Below are 20,506 nucleotides of genomic sequence, written 5' to 3'. Positions count from 1 at the left end.
TTTACGATGATGGTACGATTGCTCGCAACGGTTTGTTTATTTGCTCTATGGTTCCCCGTTTCAGGACAAACGGGAAGTTTGAAAGGGAAGGTGGCAACACGTACTGGACATGCAGTGCCGGGAGCCACAGTGACCCTGGCGCCGGATAACCACCGTATTGAAACGGATGCGAATGGCTTGTTTGTGTTCCCGAACTTGTATGCCGGTACTTACTATATGTTAGTGACGCAGGCGGGTTTCTTAGATGCCTCAGATACGGTGGCCGTTCACCTGGGGAAACAGACGTTCAAAGAGGTTGTCCTGTCGGAGCGAGCCCGCGATATTGCGGAGATTCAGGTGACCCAAACGGTGATAGAGCGAGAGTCTCTCGATCAGTTGCTTCGTCTCTCCCGGTCTGCCATGCCCATGCATGTTATAACGCGGCAGACCATCGAACAGATGGGCAGCCGGCGGCTGGATGAAATACTCAAAGAACAAACAGGGATTGCGATCGTAAGCAATGTTTCTGGGGGCAGTCGCTCCGTAGGGGTGCAGCTGCAAGGCTTCGGTAGTGAATATGTGATGGTCTTGATTGATGGGCAGCCGATGGTTGGTCGTAATAATGGTAATTTTGATCTATCGCGTATTTCGGTTAGCAACATTGAACGAATAGAGATTATCAAAGGAGCGTCTTCCTGTTTATTTGGAAGTGATGCCCTAGGCGGAGCCATTAATATCATTACGCGCTACGGCGCAGTTGTCCCGCAATCGCAGTTGTCTTTTCGGTATGGAAGCCTGCGCATGGTCGATGCAACCGTGGATGCGGAAGCTCCTTTTATGCATCAGCGGGGGGCGGTCAACGTGAGTGCCAACTATTACCGTACCGACGGTTTTAGTACGACGCCATACCTGCAGTCCGGCCAATCAAGTCCGCCGTACAGTAACTTGGATCTACAGTCGAGGGTACGCTATCAAGTGAAGAAAAACACGACTATAGGGGCTATTTTTAGATACGGTATACGAAGCTCCGATATGTCGAAAAACTGGGACAATACCTGGCAAAATCGGGATATTCAAGAGGAAAGAGATCTTAACTTCTCCCTTACGTTAAACCACCAGTTTAGATCGGGCATTCAAAGTGTCAGTCGCTACTATTTATCTCACTATAACGTAGATCAGGTAAATCGCTGGGAGGGACAGACGGCTAACAATGCCACCTTAAAATTTACGCAGCAAGTACACCGGTATGAACAGCAATTCTCCAAGGCGTATCGCAGTGGCTTGAATGTAACGGGAGGCTTCGGCGGAAGTTTAGAAACAATGCGTGATCAAGCGATAGGTGCTATACCGAATCTGACTACATTATTTGGTTATGTGCAGGGCGATAAGCGTTTTCTAGAGAAGTTGGACGTGCGCGGTGGTATCCGCTACGATCGTACCAGTTCCTATGGAGGGCGTATAAATCCGAGTTTTGGCCTACAGTATTACCTCCATGATAAACTGTCATGGAAAGCAGGGGTGGGGGCCGGCTTAAAGGCACCAGACTATCGGATGCGTTATTTGGTGTTTTATAATCCAGCAGCCAATTATCTGGTTGTTGGTAATGAACGTCTGCAGGAAACATTAGACCAAATGCAAGCGGCAGGAGAGCTAAGTGAGGTATTTCCTATTGTTGACCAGATAAACAAAAGCTTAAGCTTGAAACCTGAAAAAAGTACCTCTTACAACATTGGTACACAATGGAAACCACAGGCAAATCTTACGATTGAAGCGGGTGTTTTTTATCATGATCTACGCCATCAGATTGATCCTATACCTGTTGCTACGGGTACCCATATTGGACAGATATATACCTATCAAAACCTGCCAAAATCAACGAATAAAGGGGTGGAAATGAATTTGCAATGGCAGCCGTGGAATGCGCTGCAGGTCCATGTAGGCTATCAGTATCTTATCTCGAAGGACCGCAGTGTCCAAGATAGCATCCGTGTCGGGAACTGGCCATACAACCAGAATCTCCATAACCCGAAGACCGGCGTATCTGTTGCACCTACAGTGAACGATTATTGGGGAATTGTGAATCGTTCCCGACATATGTTGAATGCACGCTTCTTCTACCGGTATCAACCGTGGAATGCCAGCGCTTCTCTGCGTATAAATTACCGCGGTAAATATCCTTTTGCAGATTATAATAACAACCAGTTTATTGATCGGTACGACACATTTGTGCCGCATCACCTTCTGCTAAATGCTTATATAGAAAAACGTTTCCTGAAAGATCGTGTAACCCTAAGTTTTACGGTTGATAATATTTTAGACTTTAAACATCTGCTGATGCCGGGGCAACCGGGACGCGTAGTGATCGGCGGGGTCAGTTACCGTATACAACGGTAAAAAGCATAAAAAAAACCTGAAGTTGGGAGCTTCAGGTTTTTCTACTAACCAATTATTAACCTAAATTATGAATTACTAGAATAACTGCAAATCCTGTTCCTTTATTGTATTTACAGCTTTTTTTAACAAAATATTAACGTTTTCGCGTCAAATCTGGCTCCTTGCAACACGAATGTGACAATGCCAAGCTCCTGCAGGCCTCTTGTCGAAAGGAATAGCGTTATGCATCCTGACGTTGTAGCTTATTATAAACACCCAGCAGATACAAAATTTTCTTTTTTTTGCTAAATTGATCCGCAAGAAATTTAGCCATGAACTATTACTTCGCCTTACAATACAGAATAGCGAAACGATCTATTGAAGAAGTAGGTGTCCCTTTTTGGGTCGGTATGCTCGTATTGATCGGGCTCTTGATCGCAGGGTACTTTATATGTCAGCGTTTTCCGGATTATGCGGACCTACTACTTCTATACACCGGAACATCCTTTTTATTGACACAGGCCGGGAGCCAGCGGATAGACTTCCTAAAAACAACGTTTCCAGAAAAAAAGTTTAGGAAAGTACGTCTCTGCGAAAGTCTGTTATACATTCTTCCGTTCGTTATCTTGGCTGGATTGGTTGGGGCTTGGTTTGCTTTGGGGATTTTACCCGTTGCTGCTTATCTGTTTTCGATGAATACCCTAACCTTTCAAACGCGGAGGAGCTTTCCCACGCCCTTCCGAAAATATCCCTTTGAATTTATCATCCTTTTTCGGAAGTTCTTCTGGTTGTTTGTTGCGCTGTATGGTTTGGGAGCCATCGGTATCTATGTCGATAACTTCAATCTTTCCATCTTCGCAGCGGCAGTAATAATCCTCGTTGCGGTAGGGGATGCATATAGTGTAATTGAACCCGAGGAGATCTTATGGAGCAACAGTCGTTCACCAGATCGATTTCTCGGATATAAAATTGGTCGAGGAGCTATTCAACTTTCGGGATTGATTTTACCCTTGCTAACCCTGATGAGTTTTTTCTTCCGCGAACAGACGCCATGGATTGCATTATGCTGGATAATTGGTTGCCTGCTGTTAGCGCTTATGGTTGTTTTAAAATATAAGTCATACCCGAAACCCATAGGCTTGATAGAAGGGTTTTCTTTTGTCATTTGCATTTTTATTCCGATACTCGTTATTGCCCTTTTTCCGTACTATTATTCCAAAGCAAAAAAAAATATTCAAATCGTTTATGATCGAAATACAACAGCTTAGCAAAACATTTGGTGATACATCTATTCTTCGGCATATTTCTGCACGCTTTTTGGGCGGGAGAGCCTATGGCATTGTGGGGGCGAACGGAGCGGGTAAAAGTACGTTGTTTCGTTGCATCGCTGGGTTAGAGTCCCATCAGGGAGAGATCAGCAGTGCACATACGCCGCTTAAAGATCATTTAGGCTATTTGTTAGCAGAACAATACTTCCTCCCGCGCATCACGGGCCAGGAATATTTAACATTGTTGGTCGAAGCGAGAGAAAAAAGGATAACAGATCTTTTGGATCGAAATATTTTCGACCTGCCGTTACAAGCGTATGTAAGCACCTATTCCACTGGGATGAAGAAGAAGCTTGCCATTCTGGGGATTCTCTTACAGGACAATAACTATTTTATTCTGGATGAACCTTATAATGGGTTAGATCTGCAGAGCAGTATGATGCTTACTGAAATTATTACACGTTTAAAAGCGATGGGAAAAACCATTCTCATTTCATCGCATATCTTTTCAACACTCACCGAAACCTGTGATGAAATGTTCTTATTACAAGATGGAACCTTCTTAAAACACATGGATCAGGCTGATTTTGGTCGCCTCGAAGAAGAGTTGAAGGAAAATTTATTAGCTAAAGATTTGGATAAGTTGTTCGGAAACTAGGTGGTTTCTGAAATTTTTACGGTTTTGTGCTTAGTTTTATTTATTTTTTTTGAATTTAGCCACGGCTATTGTAGTTTTTAAATGCTGTTTTAAAATTTGTAGGGCACCGGTGCTACCGGTTGAACTAACTAATTAAACTACAAAACTAGTAGACTTTAATGCGAACTATTTTTATATTTGTCTGCCGGCAATCAACAAGGTAATGATTTATGTTGCGGTAGGTAAACATCACACACTTGGTATGCGTCTATTCGAAGACCGGTGTGTCGCAAAAAGGAGGCAAGAGAATGAGAACTCAGAGAGAAGAATTTGAAAAAAAGTGGATTGCTTCCATACGGATAGGAGACAAAGAAATCTTTGGTGAAATTTATGACCACTATTGGAAGAGGTTGTTAGCAATCTCCTTTCAACATACCAAAGACAAAGAACTAGCCGAAGAAATTGTGCAGGACGTCTTTGTATCGGTGTGGCAGCGTCGCCAGGATGTACAGATTGATAATCTGGATCGTTATCTGGCAACGGCTGTTAAATTTTCTACGTTTAAGTTCCTGCAGCGTCGACGCCGCCAGGAATTAATTCGAGAAGAGGTATTGCCGCATGACCAGATGCAGCTCGATGAAGAAGCAATCGATGCCCGCTTTTTGCAAGAATATGTAAATGGCGTGGTGGAAACATTGCCCGACCGCTGCAGATTGGTTTTTCAACTCAGCCGAAGTGAACAAATGACACATCGGGAAATCGCGGATACCTTAGATATTTCAGAAAAAGCCGTGGAGGCCAATATCACAAGGGCCTTAAAAGTATTGCGTGTTAGCCTGCGTAAAGTCGGTTTTACATTCTTGGCCTTTCTATTTTTCTAAATCAGTTAAATAACCTATTTTTTTTAATAACCCATATAGGGGTACCCCATTCCCTAGGGTACTTACTAATAACGACCGAATTTATGGATCATAAGGAATTACATGATTTGATGGATAAGTACATGCTGGGTACGGCCAGCAGGGAGGAGCGATCGCGTCTTTTGACGTGGTATCGCCAACAGCCTGCGGATGATCTGGTATGGAAACTTGAGGCAGGAGAGGACGAGGAGCAAGTACGGAAACGCATAAAGGCGAATGTATGGCAACGCCTGGAGGACCCCACGCAAAGAGCGAGTAAGGCGATTAGTTGGACTTGGTATCTGGGTGCTGTGGCTGCCGTTCTTTTGGCCGTTCTTGGTTTTGCGTTCTGGAAAATGGAAAGCCCATCGGCAACAAATTTAATTGCCGAGACGCCTACTACACAAGTAGAAAATAGGTTTGTCTTGCTGCCGGATAGTTCACGCGTCGTGTTACGGCCGGGAAGTCGTTTGGTATATCGCACTGATTTTTCGGGCGATAGCCGGGAAGTAGAATTGATAGGCGAAGCGTATTTTGATATCAGTCACCGCGCGGGTCAACCTTTTATTATCCATACTGGAGCCGTAAAAACGGTTGTCTTGGGGACTGCATTTACTATTCGTGCAAATCCAAACGATAGCGATGTGCAGGTTACCGTTCAGCGTGGTAAGGTTCGGGTAGAGCGCGATAATAAAACCGTCGTCGAGTTAACAGCGAACCAGCAAGTGGACGTACATGAAGAAGCCGACAAAACAGCGCCTAAAGAAGTTCATGATGTGACAGAAACGGCGATGCGATGGGCTGCGCAAGATGTAAGCTTTGACTGGCAGCCCTTTGGAGAATTGACAGCTAAGTTGGAGCGGCGCTATGGTGTGGTCATCAAGTTTAAAAACGAAAAATTAGCCAACTGTCCCGTAAGTGGTGCTTTTAGTGGGATAGAAACCCTCGACGAATTACTCCCTATCTTATGTACGACGCGAAATGCGACGTATCGAAAAGAAGGAAAGATCATCGAAATAAATGGACAAGGCTGTAATTAACCTAATACTAATCTATTAATATGAACAACGAATGAAGAACAAAAGAAACCAAGATCCTTAAGGTGCGATAAAAAAGAAAACTCCCCACCGCCGTCGGAAGCATGAAGGGAGTTTAAGATTTAAAACATTTTTTGACAAACATTTTAACCTAATACAAATAATGCAAAAATTCTTGTTTTTTGCAAGTGGAGGACTATGTCGTTTTCCGTCTTTGCTTAAGCGATCAAATCTACTTTTTCTTATGCGGGTCAATTTAATATGTGGGCTGCTACTGACCTTGACCATCAATCTCTTAGCTTCCAATACAACCGTCGGTCAGAATATTAACACCACCACCGTGGAAATGGGAACTCGAGTTTCTTCCTTACGCAATGCCTTGAAGCAACTGGAGCGTGAAACAGGTATGCGGGTCTTCTACCCATCAGAGGTCGTTGATAAATATACCGTATCCGCTCTACGTACAGAAAAGCGAACGATCGGTGAAACCCTAACGCTATTACTGGAGGATACTTCACTTGGGTACCAACAACGTGGTCGAAACATTGTGCTTTTCCAAAAAGAAGGATCCCCACGTGAACCCCTTACCGTCGTTCTTCCTGCTGCACAACAGCAGCAACGGGTCAGTGGTCAGGTTGTCGATCAATCGGGGAAACCAATCGCCGGTGTTTCGGTAGTGATCAGACATTGGGAACGTCTGCCGCAGGATAGCCGGGCAAACTCGAGTACGGCTACCGACGAAAATGGACATTGGTCATTGGCGGTGCCGAGCGATACCACGGTGTTTGTATTTTCATTTATTGGCTATCAAAAGCAGGAAATCGTAATTGGGAAACGAACCCGTCTTTTGGTGACCCTGAAACCAGACCAGGCACAACAAATCGAAGACGTGGTTGTCACGGGGTTATTTGAACGACCAAAAGAGATGTATACCGGAGCAGCGCGCTCTTTTACGCAAGCGGAACTCCAAAATGTGTCCAGTGATAATGTGTTGACCGCACTAAAATCATTGGATCCTTCGTTTCAAATGCCTGAAAATCTAAATTTAGGTTCCAATCCCAATGCACTGCCGGATGTTACATTGCGTGGTGGGAATAGTTTGATTGACCCGAATACGAGCACCTCGGGACCGTTCAATTACGCTAATAATCCGAATACGCCCCTGTTTATTCTCGATGGGTTTGAGGTATCCCTGACGCGTATCAATGATCTGGATCTTACGCGAATCAAGAGCATTGACCTGCTGAAAGATGCAACAGCAACATCCATCTATGGTTCCAGAGCGGCAAATGGTGTTGTGGTTATCGAGACGATACGCCCCAAGGCCGGAAAACTCAACGTTACCTATACCGGAAATATGTCCATCGAAGCGGCTGATCTTTCGGGATATAATGTGTTGAATGCGGCTGATAAATTGGAAATTGAGCGCAAGATCGGTGTATATGATAATACATGGAACGCCGTCGATCAGCAGTTAAAAACGATATACAACGCACGCCGAGGGCAGATCTTGTCGGGCGTAAATACGGATTGGCTCGCGCAACCTGTGCGCACCGGTATCGGACAAAAGCATAATGTGTACCTGGAAGGGGGACAAGAGGAAATGCAATATGGTATTAGTGTAAATTATTACAATAATGCCGGTGCGATGAAGGGATCAAATAGACAAACAATGACCGGAAATACGTTCCTGTCGTACCGTTACAAGAATTTGATCTTTAAAAATGATCTTACATTAACGACCAATAAGGGAAATAATTCACCTTATGGTTCGTTTCGTCAATACACGCAATTAAATCCGTATTGGACACCTTTTAATGCGGATGGATCCTACAAAATTTACCTCGAGGAAATCTTTAACGAAGATACGGGAGCGAGATTAACGAATTTTGATACCTACGATAATTTAACCGGTTATAAAGGCCGGGCAACGAACCCACTATACGATGCTTCGTTGAATATTGTAGATAAAACCAAATACAATAACATCATTAATAATTTTGCATTGGAGTGGCAAGCGGCTTCGTGGTTGCGTGTCAAAGGAACCTTTGCGTATATGTATCAGGCCGATGAGGCCGATCGGTTCCTGCCTGCGCAGCACTCCTCGTTTACCAATACGACAACCTTCGAAAAGGGATCGTATGATAAAACCTATGGAAAAAGTCAACGCTACGAGGGGATATTCTCTGCAAATCTGAACAAAACGTTTGGTAAGAGCTTGGTTTTTGCGACGTTAGGAACAAACTTCAGCCAAGAAGACAACTATACCGAAGGCTTTAGGGTTGTGGGATTCCCTAATGCGACCATGGATAACCTTACGCAAGGGTTGAAGTTTCAGGAGGGAACACGCCCGGAGGGAACAGAAAATATCAAACGCCTGGCCGGTTTATTTTCGAATGCCAGTTATGCCTATGATAACCGCTACCTCCTTGATTTTTCATTCCGTTTAGATGGGTCTTCGCAGTTTGGTAGTAAGAACAGATTCGCACCATTTTGGTCGGCAGGAGCGGGGTGGAATGTGCACAAAGAGGAACTCTTCAAAAATATAGAATACCTTAATCGCCTTAAACTAAGATACTCATTCGGCTATACCGGGTCGCAAAACTTTGACTCTTTTTACGGATTGACCACCTCGCGGTATTTCAACGCAACAGAATATCGCGGGCTTATCGGTACATATTTGTTGGGCTTTGGGAACGACGCATTGGCGTGGCAAAAGACGCAAAAAAATAACTTTGGAGTCGATATCACCTTGTTCAATAGATTAGACCTATCGGCCAACTACTACATCGAGAAAACGGAGGGTTCCATTGCCAGTATCTCGACGGCGCCGTCTACCGGTTTTGCAGATTATAAAGAAAATATGGGTGACCTCGAAACGAAAGGATGGGAGCTCTATTCACGCTACAATATTATTGCTAGCCGCACAAACCGGAATAACTGGTCGATCTTTTTGAATCTCTTTTCGGTAAAGAATAAGATTACAAAAGTATCGAATACCATAGCTGCGCTTAATAAATCAGCCAACGAGCAGCTGTCATCTTTGCCTATTACGCGCTATGCCGAAGGGCAATCCACGACAGCGATATGGGCCGTTCCTTCCTTAGGGATCGATCCTGCCTCGGGTTATGAGATATTCCTCACGCGAGATGGAAAATGTTCCAATACATACAATCCACTCGATCAAATTATTATCGGCGATAGCAGAAGCGACCTGGAGGGAACCTTCGGAACAAGTTTTGAAGTCAATGGCATTGGAATGAACGCATTCTTCCGTTTCCGTGTAGGCGGACAAGCCTACAATCAGACCTTAGTGGATCGCGTTGAAAATGTAAATGTTCGTTTGTATAATGTCGATCAGCGTGTGGCAGACGAACGTTGGTTACAGCAGGGCGATCATAGTTTCTATAAAGGCTTAATCGATGCCGATGGTTTCGCTATTACAACACCTACCTATGCGACATCCCGATTTGTTCAAAATGATAATTTGCTAAGCCTGGAAAGTTTATCGGTCTTTTATCGATTTAAAGATACGACGATCCGCAAATGGGGCTTATCGAATACGAAAATCACAGCCTACTCGAATGATGTTTTCCGATTGTCCAGCATTCGTAGGGAACGCGGTTTAGATTATCCATTTGCTAGGTCATTTACATTACAACTATCCACAAGTTTTTAAAAGAAGAGAAATGATGAAACAACATATACGATACACTCAAAAATACATGGGCTGTTTATTGCTGTCATTTTGCTTACTCGCGACCAGTTGTAGCAAATGGTTAGATGTACAGCCAAGCACACAGACCACCGAGGAGAAACAGTTTTCAACAGAGCAGGGGTATGTCGATGCCTTGGTCGGTACCTATCAAAAGATGGCCGATTCAAAAAGCTACGGCAAGGATGTGAGTTATGGAACATTGGATGTCCTTGCGCAGCTCTATCAAAATAAAGCCAATCAAACGACCGATTCGTACGGACAGTTGGCACGCTATAATTATTTGGATGCTGAGGTCATTAAAGTGATTGCAAATATCTGGTCTACACAGTATAGCGTAATTGCTCAAACAAATTATATACTTCAGGGAATCGATGGCAAAAAGAACCTATTCTCAGGGTCGAATTTTAACCTGGTGAAAGGCGAAGCCTTGGCGATCCGTGCCATGGTTCATTTTGATCTCTTACGCCTCTTTGGACCCGCGCCAGCGAGCGGAGCCGATGCGAGTACAGCCACGATTCCATATATGACCGATTTTACGGTAAATCCCGGAAAGTCTTTGTCGACCACCGAAGTGACCGATGCCATTATCGCAGATTTAAAAGCGGCAGAGGAGCTGTTAGCCGTGTATCCTGTCATCGATCAAATCAGAGATAATGCCGATAATAAATCCTTGGAGCTCTTTACGATGTTCCGTCAGAATCGTTTGAATTATTGGGCGGTGAAAGCACTTTTGGCTAAAGTTTATCAGTATGTTAACAATAAGCCGGAAGCATTGCGATACGCGAAAGAAGTCATCGATAGCAAGGGGTTCTTTTTTATTAATGGCAATACCAATATCACGAACCCGACAATAAAGGAGTCCAATACAATCTTTAGTACCGAACATGTGTTCTCGCTTTATAAATCCGATCTAAAAATTGTTTCTGATAATTATTTCAAAACAGAAAGCAGCACCGCTGAGGCACAGGATTTATTTACGACACTTGCCAACTTAAACAGTTACTATGAGGTCACTGTAGCGAATCATGCGATTGATATTCGTGGTCCTCAAGCTTCGGCCACCCGATGGAGCCAGTTTAATGCATCGACAGTGTATAGCACCAAATATTATGTGGGTGCGAATGTCACCAATGTCAACCAAAAGCTCGTGCCTATGATCAAACTGGCGGAAATGTATTACATCGCTGCCGAATCCAGTGAGACTATAGCGGAGGCGTTGGGATACCTGAATCAGGTGCGTACAGCACGTCTTATTCCGGCACTTACAGCAACAGCAATTAACACAACAACGCTGCTCAACAATGAGCTGTTTAAGGAATATCGCAAAGAGTTTTATGCGGAAGGTCAATTGTGGTACTACTATAAGCGCAAGAATTTTACAACCCTGCAAAATACGGTAGGGGGAACGATGAATAACGCCAAGTATGTATTACCGAAGCCTAACAATGAAATAGAGTTTGGCCTAAACTAAGAGAATTATGAAATTATTAAAATATATAAATATCCTGTTCGCTGTTTTGCTTGCCTTTCAAAGTTGCAAGGAAGATGAGAAACTGATGTACGAAGAGGATCCCCGGGTATACATTTATAAATATGGCGCTTCGAATGGTACGGATAGCGTAAACTATAGTTTCGCTTTTGCGGAGCAAGCCGTTCGCACAGATACGGTCACCATACCTTTCCGGATTATGGGCTTCCCATCCAATGTGGATCGACGCATCACCATGAAGCAAGAGGAAGGAACGACTGCGAAGGAAGGATATCACTACAAATGGGAGAGCTTACTAATTCCAGCAAACAGTTCCGATGGCGAAGCTAAGTTGATCTTTTATCGACGGGCGGGACTTAAAGACAGTATTGTAAGCGCTGTTTTTCATGTGGTCGAAAATGAGTTTTTTAAACCCGGTTATAATGATAATTGGGGCGCAAAATACGACCGGTTGACCTACAAATTTACCTTGACGGATAAGCTCACCAAGCCGAGCATCTGGGATACGTACTGGCAGAGCCGCTTTGGCGATTATTCGGCGAGAAAGATCTTGTTTTTGACGCAACTGTTGAACTTTACCAGCTGGAATGTCGGTGGACTGTTTCCACAGGTATCCAATCAGATGATCCAAGAGGCGCGCTTTGGACTGTATAATTATGAACAGGAACATGGTCCGATGCTGGACGAAAATGGCAACCGTGTTATTATTCCTTAACAATTGATTCGATATGAAACGTAATATAACTTCCATTATATATCTTGTCGTGATCGGTATCTTTTTCGTGTCCTGTGCAAAGGATACGGGAAACTACGATTACAACACGATCAACAAAATAACATTTAAAGACCCGAGTAATGTCGGTAAGATCTTCGTCCGCCAGGGTGAAGCCTTGAAGCTGGCGCCTGAGATTAGCTTAAATGGGAATGATGATGATCTCAGCTTTCAATGGTTTGTATACCTCAATTCTTTTAGTGCGGAGTACGTGCAGGATAGCACGCTGATCAGTACGACGAGAAACCTCAACTATACCGTTTCGCCAGATGTTTTTGACCTAGGCGAAGATTACAAGCTGACCTATAAAGTAACAAACAACAAGACGGGCTTGTCCTATTTCTATTTTTATCAGCTCACGGTTTCTGATGTGTTTACCACAGGTTGGCTCTTTTTGGAAGATAAAAGTGGCAATGCTGATCTCGCAATGATCTTAAAAGACGGGACAGTATACCGTGATATCTACAGCTTCCGAAACAGCGACCATCCTATTAAGAATCCAAAAGCATTTAAGATATCAGCTTGGTCTATTTCAGATGCCGTCGGTCCCGATGGGAAGAAGTATTATCTCGTTGGCGAAAACGATGCGATTGAGTTAGACGGAACCACCATGAAGAAGAGGTTTGAGTACGATTATCTCTTTTTCTCCGCGCCAGCAACGAAAAAGCCGACGCTGATCGATTGGGGAGGTACGAGTGGTACCACATTGGGATTATTGATCAACAACGGAAACTTGCATACCAACTTTGTGGGTGGATTTCCGGGTGCAAAGAAGTATGGATCCCAATTGCCATCGCCAAATAATGCGTACAACTATCGGTTGGCACCGCAGTTTATCTCCGGTAATGCCTACGGTGATACATACAGCATTATTATGTACGATGAAATCAATAAGCGCTTTTATGATGTGGTGAATGATGGTCTTCGTCGCTTTGATAATGCGGCACAAAATACAGCGATCTTTGATATGAACAATGTCGGTTTAGATCTTATTAAACTGGATTCTTCCAATAGAGTGGAGATTCGGAATGCCGTTATGAAGGACAGTCAGGGTAAAGCATATTTACTTCAATTTAGAATGCATCGTACAGGTGAACAACCGACCATAACTGTTGGAAAGCAAGAAATTAATTCACCAGGCATTGCACAGGCGGCAGATGTCACTTGTTCCACATTGTCGCCGCACTTGTTTTATGGCGCAAATGGAAAACTGTATCGGTATGAGGTGACCTCCAACACGTACTCTGAAGAGTATGCTTTCGGAGCCAATGAAACCGTTACGAAAATTAAGTTTCAAAAGCATGGATATGGCGCAGCGCAACCTCGCCTAATTGTAACCACTTGGGACGGTACACAAGGTAAAGTATATTACTTCAAGATTACCCAAACGGGAACAGTAGATAGCTTGGATAAAGTATATGATGGATTTGGTAAAATTATAGATTTAGCATTTAAATATTAAACGATGAGATTAAAACTAACAGTAGGCCTGTTATGCCTGGCAACTTTCGGTTATGCACAGCGTAATGGCGTGGATAAATTCCAACAGTATCGTCCGATATGGGAAAAGGGAACTTTGGCACAGAAAGATTCACTAGCAGCGGTGCTAATGTCGGAGGCTAAAACATACCAAACAGAGCCTGAATATAGAACGACGATTAATCTGATGTATGCCTTGGGGCATGAAGATAAAAAAGCAGCTTTAGAGACGATCGCAAAGAAAAAATTTCCAAAAGGAAGCTTAACGCGGGATGCCTTTATAACGGAAGTATATTACAAAGCGGAGACAGCTGCCGATAAAGAGAAAAGCTACAAAGAATTGGTTAAAAGATGGCCTGTCGAAAAATTTAAAGGAGAAGAGCTGACTTACGATTACGCTTTAGGTAGTTTGGCGCAGAGCTTTGCAAAAGCCGGCGATGCAAAAAAAGCAACAGATTACCTGGGGCAGATGCAGGAGCGCTTTTGGCGTGGCAATGGATACCTGCCCACCGCACAAGCGCTATTGGCCGCAGGTGATACCACAGCTGCAGCTCCCTTGCTAAAGACAGCGATGGATGATGCCTATTACTATATTTCGTTACCGGAAGAACAAAAAGACAATAAGGCCCGTTTTGCAGCAATGGGGTATGCCTCGTCTATGTCCAGCTATGTAGGGATATTGGTGAACCGCGGTAAATATACCGAAGCATTGGATTATATCGAGAAAGCTTTAGCCGTTGCTCCGGAGCAAGCCGATGCTCTTTCTTCGGTATACTACAAATCTTTGATGGGAACAGGGCGTAAATTGGAAGCCTACAATATCTTGACGAAACTGTATGCTAAAGGTCAATTTAATGTCGAAGGTGATCTTAAGAAATTATACCAGGATTTGAACGGTACAATGGCCGGTTATGAACGATTTAATGCGGGCCTTAAAGAAGAGTTGGTTAAAACGGTGCGCGATCATATCAAGGAGATGGAAACTTATAAAGCGGCACCAGCCTTTGAATTATTAAATCTCAAAGGAGAGAAGGTATCGTTAGCTAGTCTAAAAGGAAAGGTCGTTGTTCTTGATTTCTGGGCTACGTGGTGTCAGCCTTGTGTACGTTCCTTCCCGGGAATGCAGGCCGCTCAAACACTCTATGAAAACGATGATGATGTACAGTTCTTATTTATCAATACATGGGAACGCGATAAAGACTATAAAAACAATGTAATGGCTTTTATCGCTAAAAATAACTACCCTTTTGAAGTGTTATACGATGATCAAAAAGATGCGGTTACGGGCGAGGTATTGGCTGCTAAATTTGGTGTAAAAGGTATCCCGGCAAAGTTCATTATCGATAAAGACGGACAAATTCGCTACGCCCTTACAGGATCCTCATCTAACGTCGATTACATTAAGTTAGAGATGAAAGAGTTGATCGAGGCTGCAAAAAAGCCGCATAAAGGCTAATTTTTTTTATGCATTTATTAAACTTATTTCTGCGTTAATTGTCTATTCATAAAATAATATATATGAAAAAGACTATTCAAACCATTATGGTTTTTTGCATGGTGCTGCTAACAGCTTCACTATCTGCGCAGAGTAATGTGTTTAAGATGCAGATCAAAGAGAATAAGGGGGAATGCACGGGTGTCGGAAAGATGTCTTGCTATTTGGTCAAGTATCACAATAGTAAAGATTGGGAGTTTTTTTATGCCCCGATTGCAAATTTCGACTATCAGGAAGGGACACGTTACCGTGTATTGGTGAAACGGACCAAACTGGAAAATGTACCTGCCGATGCACCGAGTTATAAGTACGAGGTTGTACGTATACTAAACCAAAAACCTATGAACCGCATTGCGGACAGAAAGGGGAAAGGAAATGTAGAGGTGATAACTATGGTGGTGAAGGAAGATAAAGTCGACTGTACCGGTGTGGGGCCGATGAAATGTTTGCAAGTAAAATACAAGGAAAGCGACGACTGGCAATACTTCTATAGTGGTATCACGAATTTTAAGCACGAGGAAGGCTATCGTTACACCCTGAAAGTTAAACGTATTGAACGCACCCATGTACCGGCCGATGCTTCAAAATATGAGTATCAGCTCATCAAAATTTTGAAGAAAGAAAAAGTACCGGTAAACAGTGCACAAACATTTTTGGGTAAACACCGCTGGAAGCTGATTCAGCTTAATGGTAAGACCGTAAATAATAGTCGTGCCTATATCGAATTTGATACGAAAATGAATCGAGTACACGGCAATGGAGGGTGCAACGGATTTGGAGGTGCTTATAAGATGTCGGCAGATAAAGTTACTTTTTCTCAGATTGCCAGTACAGAGATGGCTTGTCCAGACTTGAATATGGAGAGTGAATTGCATGCTATATTGAATACGCCAGGTTTGCGCTACGATATTGCAGAACAAACATTCAACCTGTATAAAGACAATAAATTGGTAGCCATGTTCGGTATGGCACCGAAGGAAGGATAGTTTTTCCCTGTAACAATATAGAAAAATCCCCAATCAACAGTTGGGGATTTTTTTATGGCACAGCTCACCATGTTAACTAACAAACCCCTATCTTAGCGATGAAATAAAAATAACGTATAGCTAAAAAATAATACGAACGAAGCCTAGTATGATAAAATATGTAATCGCTCTTTTATGCTGTCTTCCATTATGTACCATTAAGGGACAAAATGTGCTATTGAAAGATACGGTTACAGCCCATCATAAAGACACGGTGTATACCTTTGATCACCTCTATGATATTGGAGACGGCTTTAAGGATATAGGTCGCTTCATTCGTCGCGATACATCCCGGAAAATAAGTAAAAAACGTTCCGGTATTTCCATTCTTCCCAACATCAACTATAATCCAAGTATTGGTTTTCAGATCGGTGCAAAAGTGGTAGGCGGTATTCAGCTTGGCCCCCGAGAAAATACCACAATGTCCATCTTTGCGACAGCATTTAACTATACTACACGGGGAATTCTGGTCGGATACCTCGCGCATGATATCTATACGCGAGAAAATAAATGGAACCTCAAAGGGGGGATCCATGTGGCAAAAATGGTGGGACTGGATTACGGCCTTGGGATTGGTAATGTGCTGCACGATCCCAATGCGGAGGAGCAGGTTCTTAACAACGCCGACCGCATGCGTTATGTGAATGAATATACTATATATGGATTAAATGAACGTATATATAAACAGTTGCTTCCCGGGATGTTTGTGGGAGCAGGTGTATTCGTCGAGCTAAAGCGAAACATAAAGACCTTAGGTGATCACGAGATGACGCCATTGGAGATCTACAGCAATTGGAATAAATACAGCGCCGGGAATTACAACAATAACGGACTGATGTTTAACCTGCAATACATGACGCGCGACAATCCCAACAGTGCGTACAAAGGGATTTACACCGATGTGGTTCTACGCATGGGCCAGTCGTGGATGGGGAGCCCACGTAACACGTATCAACTACAAACAGATTTTCGTAAATATTGGTCGCTGTCAGATACACGACCCAACCATGTCCTAGCTTTCTGGCATTGGGGTTCATATAATATACATGGCAATCTAGCTTACCTCGACCTGCCGGGAACCGGTAAAGATGTGTACGCACGGAGCGGTCGGGGATATACCAATGGATACTTTAAGGGAAATTCATTTTTCTATTCCGAAGTCGAGTATCGCTTTCCGATTTTACGCAACCAGTTTTTAAGTGGTGTGGTCTTCGCGAATGTACAGACGGCAGACGACCAGATGGGAACCAAACTTTTTCGGTATTGGCAGCCAGCTGGAGGGACAGGGTTACGCTTGTTGTTCAATAAAGCTACGCGAACAAATCTTTGTATCGACTATGCTTTCGGAAAGTTTGGTCAACGTGGACTTTTCTTAGGCCTGAACGAGGCTTTTTAAGATATTTTACTATCTTCGAAGCATATCCATTACCATATATTATGCATCGTACCTTACGCTTCGCGCTTCTTCTAACAACCGTTTCTTCTATACCTTTTGTTTGTGCACAAGCGCAAGGGGATACCACCCGGATTAAAAGTGTGGAAGTTCAGGCTTACTTCAGCAAACAACCGTTGTTGGGTTTGACTTCGTCGGCCAGTGCAATCTCGGGTGAGCAGGTCGAGCGACAGCAAACAACAACATTGCTTCCGGCTTTAAATACAGTAGCGGGTTTGCGTATGGAAGAACGGTCGCCGGGAAGCTATCGTTTGGCACTCCGTGGGAGTATGATACGCTCTCCTTTTGGGGTGCGCAATGTGAAGATCTATATGGACGAATTCCCACTAACCGATGCGGGGGGAAATACCTACCTCAATCTGATTGATCCATTAGGCGTTGCTTCTATTCATATCTTAAAAGGTCCGGATGGATCGTTGTACGGTGCTAATTCAGGCGGCGTGGTACGCTTACAACCCAAAGGGTTTGATGTGCAAGAAAATCAAATACAATTGAACGTAACCGCGGGAGCGTATGGTCTTTTTCAAGAGCAGTTATCCATACAGCATAAAGCGAGTGAACGCTATAATTTTTCATTTGATCAGGCATTTGTACGCTCGGATGGGTACCGCGAAAATTCGTCCCTTAATAAAAAAGCATTCCAAACAGCGCATCAATGGCGCTATAGTCCGCAAGCGGAGTTACGTGTCTTTGCATTATACAGTGATCTGGGGTACCGTACACCCGGTGGATTAACTGCGGCACAGATGGCGGAAAATCCACGACAAGCACGACCGGCGGCAGGTGCGACGCCTGGGGCACGCGAGCAGCAGGCTGGGATTTATAATAAAACTTTCTATGGAGGAGTTGCACACCAGTGGCAGCTTTCCGATAAGTTGACACATCATGTGAGTGTATTTGGTTCTACAACGGACTTTGAAAATGCGTTTATGACCAACTACGAGGTGCGGGATGAGCGGAATCTAGGGATGCGTACGTTCGTATCGTATGTCGGCCGTGATCAGGGCTCCGTGCAATGGGAGATGCAGCTGGGGTTTGAGGGGCAGAAGGGATGGAACAAGATCAATAACTACGATAACAATAAAGGGGTGCAGGGCGCAGAGCAGGCGAAGGATAAGCTGGATAATAACCAATACAGCTTTTTCTACCGTGCGATGGCTAAGTTTTACAACCGCTGGACAGTAGAGGGATCGTTGGGGTTGAATAAGGCAAGTATTGCCTATGAACAGCTTTTTCCTACCGTGGCTAATGGAACGGGAGATATAGAATTTGATGCCATATGGATGCCACGTCTGGCGTCTTCCTTCCTGCTGACGAATAACTTGGCGTTACGTGCTTCCATATCGAAAGGTTATTCGACACCGACTATTGCGGAAGTGCGTTCGTCCGATAAGCAAGTAAATACGGCGCTGGACGCAGAGACAGGAACGAACTATGAAACGGGGATACGGTGGGAGAGTCGTAACCGCCGCTTTATGGCGGACTTGGCATTCTACAGCTACCAGATGGATAATGGTATTATTCGACAGCTGGATGCAAATGGGGCTGACTTCTATGTCAATGCAGGGAAAATGGATCAAAAGGGGATAGAAGCTTCTGTTAATGTGCATATTTTAAAGCCGCAGACGCACGGATGGATGCGGGATCTAACATATCAAGGGGCTGTAGCACGACAGTTTTACAAATTTGAACGTTATGAGCTCGCCGGAAAGGACTACAGTGGAAATAAAGTGACAGCTGTGCCCGATTGGACGGTAGCCAATACATTGAGTGCTTCCTTTGCACAAGGTATTTTTATACATCTTTTGCATAACCATGTATCGAGCATGCCATTGAATGATGCCAATACGGTGGAAGCAAAGAAATATGACCTGTTGCAGGCAAAAGCAGGCGTTACTTTACCGCTTCAAGGGAAGTTAGGGATTCAATTGTTTGTTGGAGCAGACAATCTTCTGAATGAGAAATATAGCTTAGGCAATGATATCAATGCGTTCGGTAATCGGTTTTTCAATCCATCACCTACACGCAATTTCTATGGCGGCGTGAAGTTGATGTTGTAATGTCAAAGAGATATGCCTCTATGCCGGCAGGGCATCTTCCTTTTGAAGCCAAAAGGAAGCAAAAGCTTGTCGCTAGGAATTTTTGCATGGGATGGGTAGTGCAAAGGCAAGTTTGTACAGACTGCAAATATTCCTCAGGCGACACAGGTCGGTTAAGGAAAGCTAGAAGCAGTAAGGTAATGGTTTTTTAAAACAATGAACACCAGGCTAAACTTGTATCAACATGAAATCGAAGCTTTTAAAACGGCCTAGCGTTCCGACTGCGTCGGCGAATGTTGGACAAAGCGTCAAAAATCATCCTTGTCTGAACGAAGTGAGTTCTGGATGATTTAGCTTTGAACGGCAAGAGGCAGCATAAGGAATGCAGCCTTGATTTTTTGCTTACTTTTTTATCAAGAAAAAAGTAAAAAACTACTTCGGCTCGTATCCTAAAATAGCAAGTATAAATCTTTCTCTCGGGTCAACACCAGACTAAACTTATATCAACATGAAATCGAAGCTTTTAAAACGGCCTAGCGTTCCGACTGCGTCGGCGAATGCTGGAGAAAGCGTCAAAAATCATCCTTGTCTGAACGAAGTGAGTTCTGGATGATTTAGCTTTGAACGGCAAGAGGCAGCATAAGGAATGCAGTCTTGATTTTTTGCTTACTTTTTTATCAAGAAAAAAGTAAAAAACTACTTCGGCTCGTATCCTAAAATAGCAAGTATAAATCTTTCTCTCGGGTCAACACCAGACTAAACTTGTACCAGCATGAAATCGAAGCTTTTAAAACGGCCTAGCGTTCCGACTGCGTCGGCGAATGCTGGACAAAGCGTCAAAAA

The 20,506-nt window shown here is 43.7% G+C and carries 13 protein-coding genes; all 13 read left to right on the top strand.

Features of this window, described 5'->3' with window-relative positions:
- Nucleotides 1-6 precede the first annotated feature (6 nt).
- The 13 genes from E2P86_RS13330 (at nucleotide 7) to E2P86_RS13270 (ending at nucleotide 19,684) form a co-directional block, all read left to right on the top strand.
- On the top strand, nucleotides 7-2,373 hold the full coding sequence (locus E2P86_RS13330; protein WP_134433500.1) for a TonB-dependent receptor: 2,367 nt from the start codon (nucleotides 7-9) through the stop codon (nucleotides 2,371-2,373).
- Between the two features lie 311 nt (nucleotides 2,374-2,684).
- A complete protein-coding gene (locus tag E2P86_RS13325; protein WP_134433499.1) occupies nucleotides 2,685-3,620 on the top strand; it encodes a hypothetical protein in 936 nt (311 codons plus the stop codon).
- Nucleotides 3,598-4,278 (top strand): ATP-binding cassette domain-containing protein, encoded by a 681-nt coding sequence (locus tag E2P86_RS13320; protein WP_134433498.1) that lies wholly within the window; start codon nucleotides 3,598-3,600, stop codon nucleotides 4,276-4,278. Before E2P86_RS13325 ends, E2P86_RS13320 begins: the two co-directional genes overlap by 23 nt.
- 287 nt (nucleotides 4,279-4,565) lie before the next feature.
- On the top strand, nucleotides 4,566-5,138 hold the full coding sequence (locus E2P86_RS13315; protein ID WP_134433497.1) for an RNA polymerase sigma-70 factor: 573 nt from the start codon (nucleotides 4,566-4,568) through the stop codon (nucleotides 5,136-5,138).
- Between the two features lie 83 nt (nucleotides 5,139-5,221).
- Nucleotides 5,222-6,196, top strand: coding sequence for a FecR family protein (locus E2P86_RS13310; RefSeq protein WP_134433496.1), 975 nt, complete (start codon nucleotides 5,222-5,224; stop codon nucleotides 6,194-6,196).
- 241 nt (nucleotides 6,197-6,437) lie between these two features.
- Nucleotides 6,438-9,872 (top strand): SusC/RagA family TonB-linked outer membrane protein, encoded by a 3,435-nt coding sequence (locus tag E2P86_RS13305; protein WP_166785205.1) that lies wholly within the window; start codon nucleotides 6,438-6,440, stop codon nucleotides 9,870-9,872.
- A gap of 10 nt (nucleotides 9,873-9,882) precedes the next feature.
- Nucleotides 9,883-11,382: a RagB/SusD family nutrient uptake outer membrane protein gene (locus E2P86_RS13300; RefSeq protein WP_134433494.1), complete on the top strand. Its 1,500-nt coding sequence runs from the start codon at nucleotides 9,883-9,885 to the stop codon at nucleotides 11,380-11,382.
- Nucleotides 11,383-11,389: 7 nt separating this feature from the next.
- Nucleotides 11,390-12,115, top strand: a complete 726-nt coding sequence (locus E2P86_RS13295) for a DUF4843 domain-containing protein (RefSeq protein ID WP_134433493.1) — start codon at nucleotides 11,390-11,392, stop codon at nucleotides 12,113-12,115.
- A gap of 13 nt (nucleotides 12,116-12,128) precedes the next feature.
- Nucleotides 12,129-13,634 carry a PKD-like family lipoprotein gene (locus E2P86_RS13290; RefSeq protein ID WP_134433492.1) on the top strand — a complete coding sequence of 502 codons (1,506 nt, stop codon included), beginning with the start codon at nucleotides 12,129-12,131 and terminating at the stop codon, nucleotides 13,632-13,634.
- A 3-nt stretch (nucleotides 13,635-13,637) separates the two neighbouring features.
- Nucleotides 13,638-15,107 carry a TlpA disulfide reductase family protein gene (locus E2P86_RS13285; protein WP_134433491.1) on the top strand — a complete coding sequence of 490 codons (1,470 nt, stop codon included), beginning with the start codon at nucleotides 13,638-13,640 and terminating at the stop codon, nucleotides 15,105-15,107.
- Nucleotides 15,108-15,169: 62 nt separating this feature from the next.
- Nucleotides 15,170-16,132 carry a DUF4377 domain-containing protein gene (locus E2P86_RS13280; protein ID WP_085471114.1) on the top strand — a complete coding sequence of 321 codons (963 nt, stop codon included), beginning with the start codon at nucleotides 15,170-15,172 and terminating at the stop codon, nucleotides 16,130-16,132.
- 148 nt (nucleotides 16,133-16,280) lie between these two features.
- A complete protein-coding gene (locus E2P86_RS13275; RefSeq protein ID WP_085471115.1) occupies nucleotides 16,281-17,567 on the top strand; it encodes a BamA/TamA family outer membrane protein in 1,287 nt (428 codons plus the stop codon).
- Between the two features lie 41 nt (nucleotides 17,568-17,608).
- The gene (locus E2P86_RS13270) at nucleotides 17,609-19,684 is read left to right on the top strand and encodes a TonB-dependent receptor (RefSeq protein WP_134433490.1); all 2,076 of its coding nucleotides are present in this window, start codon (nucleotides 17,609-17,611) and stop codon (nucleotides 19,682-19,684) included.
- Nucleotides 19,685-20,506: the final 822 nt, after the last annotated feature.

Source organism: Sphingobacterium psychroaquaticum (assembly GCF_004421025.1).
Lineage (GTDB): Bacteria > Bacteroidota > Bacteroidia > Sphingobacteriales > Sphingobacteriaceae > Sphingobacterium > Sphingobacterium psychroaquaticum.
The sequence above is the reverse complement of the archived record's forward strand: the minus strand, read 5'-3'. Positions and strand labels throughout refer to the sequence as shown.

Excerpts from the sequence above, each read along its gene's own strand:
- E2P86_RS13315 (WP_134433497.1), top strand. The coding sequence starts at position 4,566 with ATGAGAACTCAGAGAGAAGAATTTGAAAAAAAGTGGATTGCTTCCATA.
- E2P86_RS13320 (WP_134433498.1), top strand. The coding sequence starts at position 3,598 with ATGATCGAAATACAACAGCTTAGCAAAACATTTGGTGATACATCTATT.
- E2P86_RS13290 (WP_134433492.1), top strand. The coding sequence starts at position 12,129 with ATGAAACGTAATATAACTTCCATTATATATCTTGTCGTGATCGGTATC.
- E2P86_RS13295 (WP_134433493.1), top strand. The coding sequence starts at position 11,390 with ATGAAATTATTAAAATATATAAATATCCTGTTCGCTGTTTTGCTTGCC.
- E2P86_RS13270 (WP_134433490.1), top strand. The coding sequence starts at position 17,609 with ATGCATCGTACCTTACGCTTCGCGCTTCTTCTAACAACCGTTTCTTCT.
- E2P86_RS13280 (WP_085471114.1), top strand. The coding sequence starts at position 15,170 with ATGAAAAAGACTATTCAAACCATTATGGTTTTTTGCATGGTGCTGCTA.
- E2P86_RS13285 (WP_134433491.1), top strand. The coding sequence starts at position 13,638 with ATGAGATTAAAACTAACAGTAGGCCTGTTATGCCTGGCAACTTTCGGT.
- E2P86_RS13275 (WP_085471115.1), top strand. The coding sequence starts at position 16,281 with ATGATAAAATATGTAATCGCTCTTTTATGCTGTCTTCCATTATGTACC.
- E2P86_RS13310 (WP_134433496.1), top strand. The coding sequence starts at position 5,222 with ATGGATCATAAGGAATTACATGATTTGATGGATAAGTACATGCTGGGT.
- E2P86_RS13300 (WP_134433494.1), top strand. The coding sequence starts at position 9,883 with ATGATGAAACAACATATACGATACACTCAAAAATACATGGGCTGTTTA.
- E2P86_RS13330 (WP_134433500.1), top strand. The coding sequence starts at position 7 with ATGATGGTACGATTGCTCGCAACGGTTTGTTTATTTGCTCTATGGTTC.
- E2P86_RS13305 (WP_166785205.1), top strand. The coding sequence starts at position 6,438 with ATGCGGGTCAATTTAATATGTGGGCTGCTACTGACCTTGACCATCAAT.
- E2P86_RS13325 (WP_134433499.1), top strand. The coding sequence starts at position 2,685 with ATGAACTATTACTTCGCCTTACAATACAGAATAGCGAAACGATCTATT.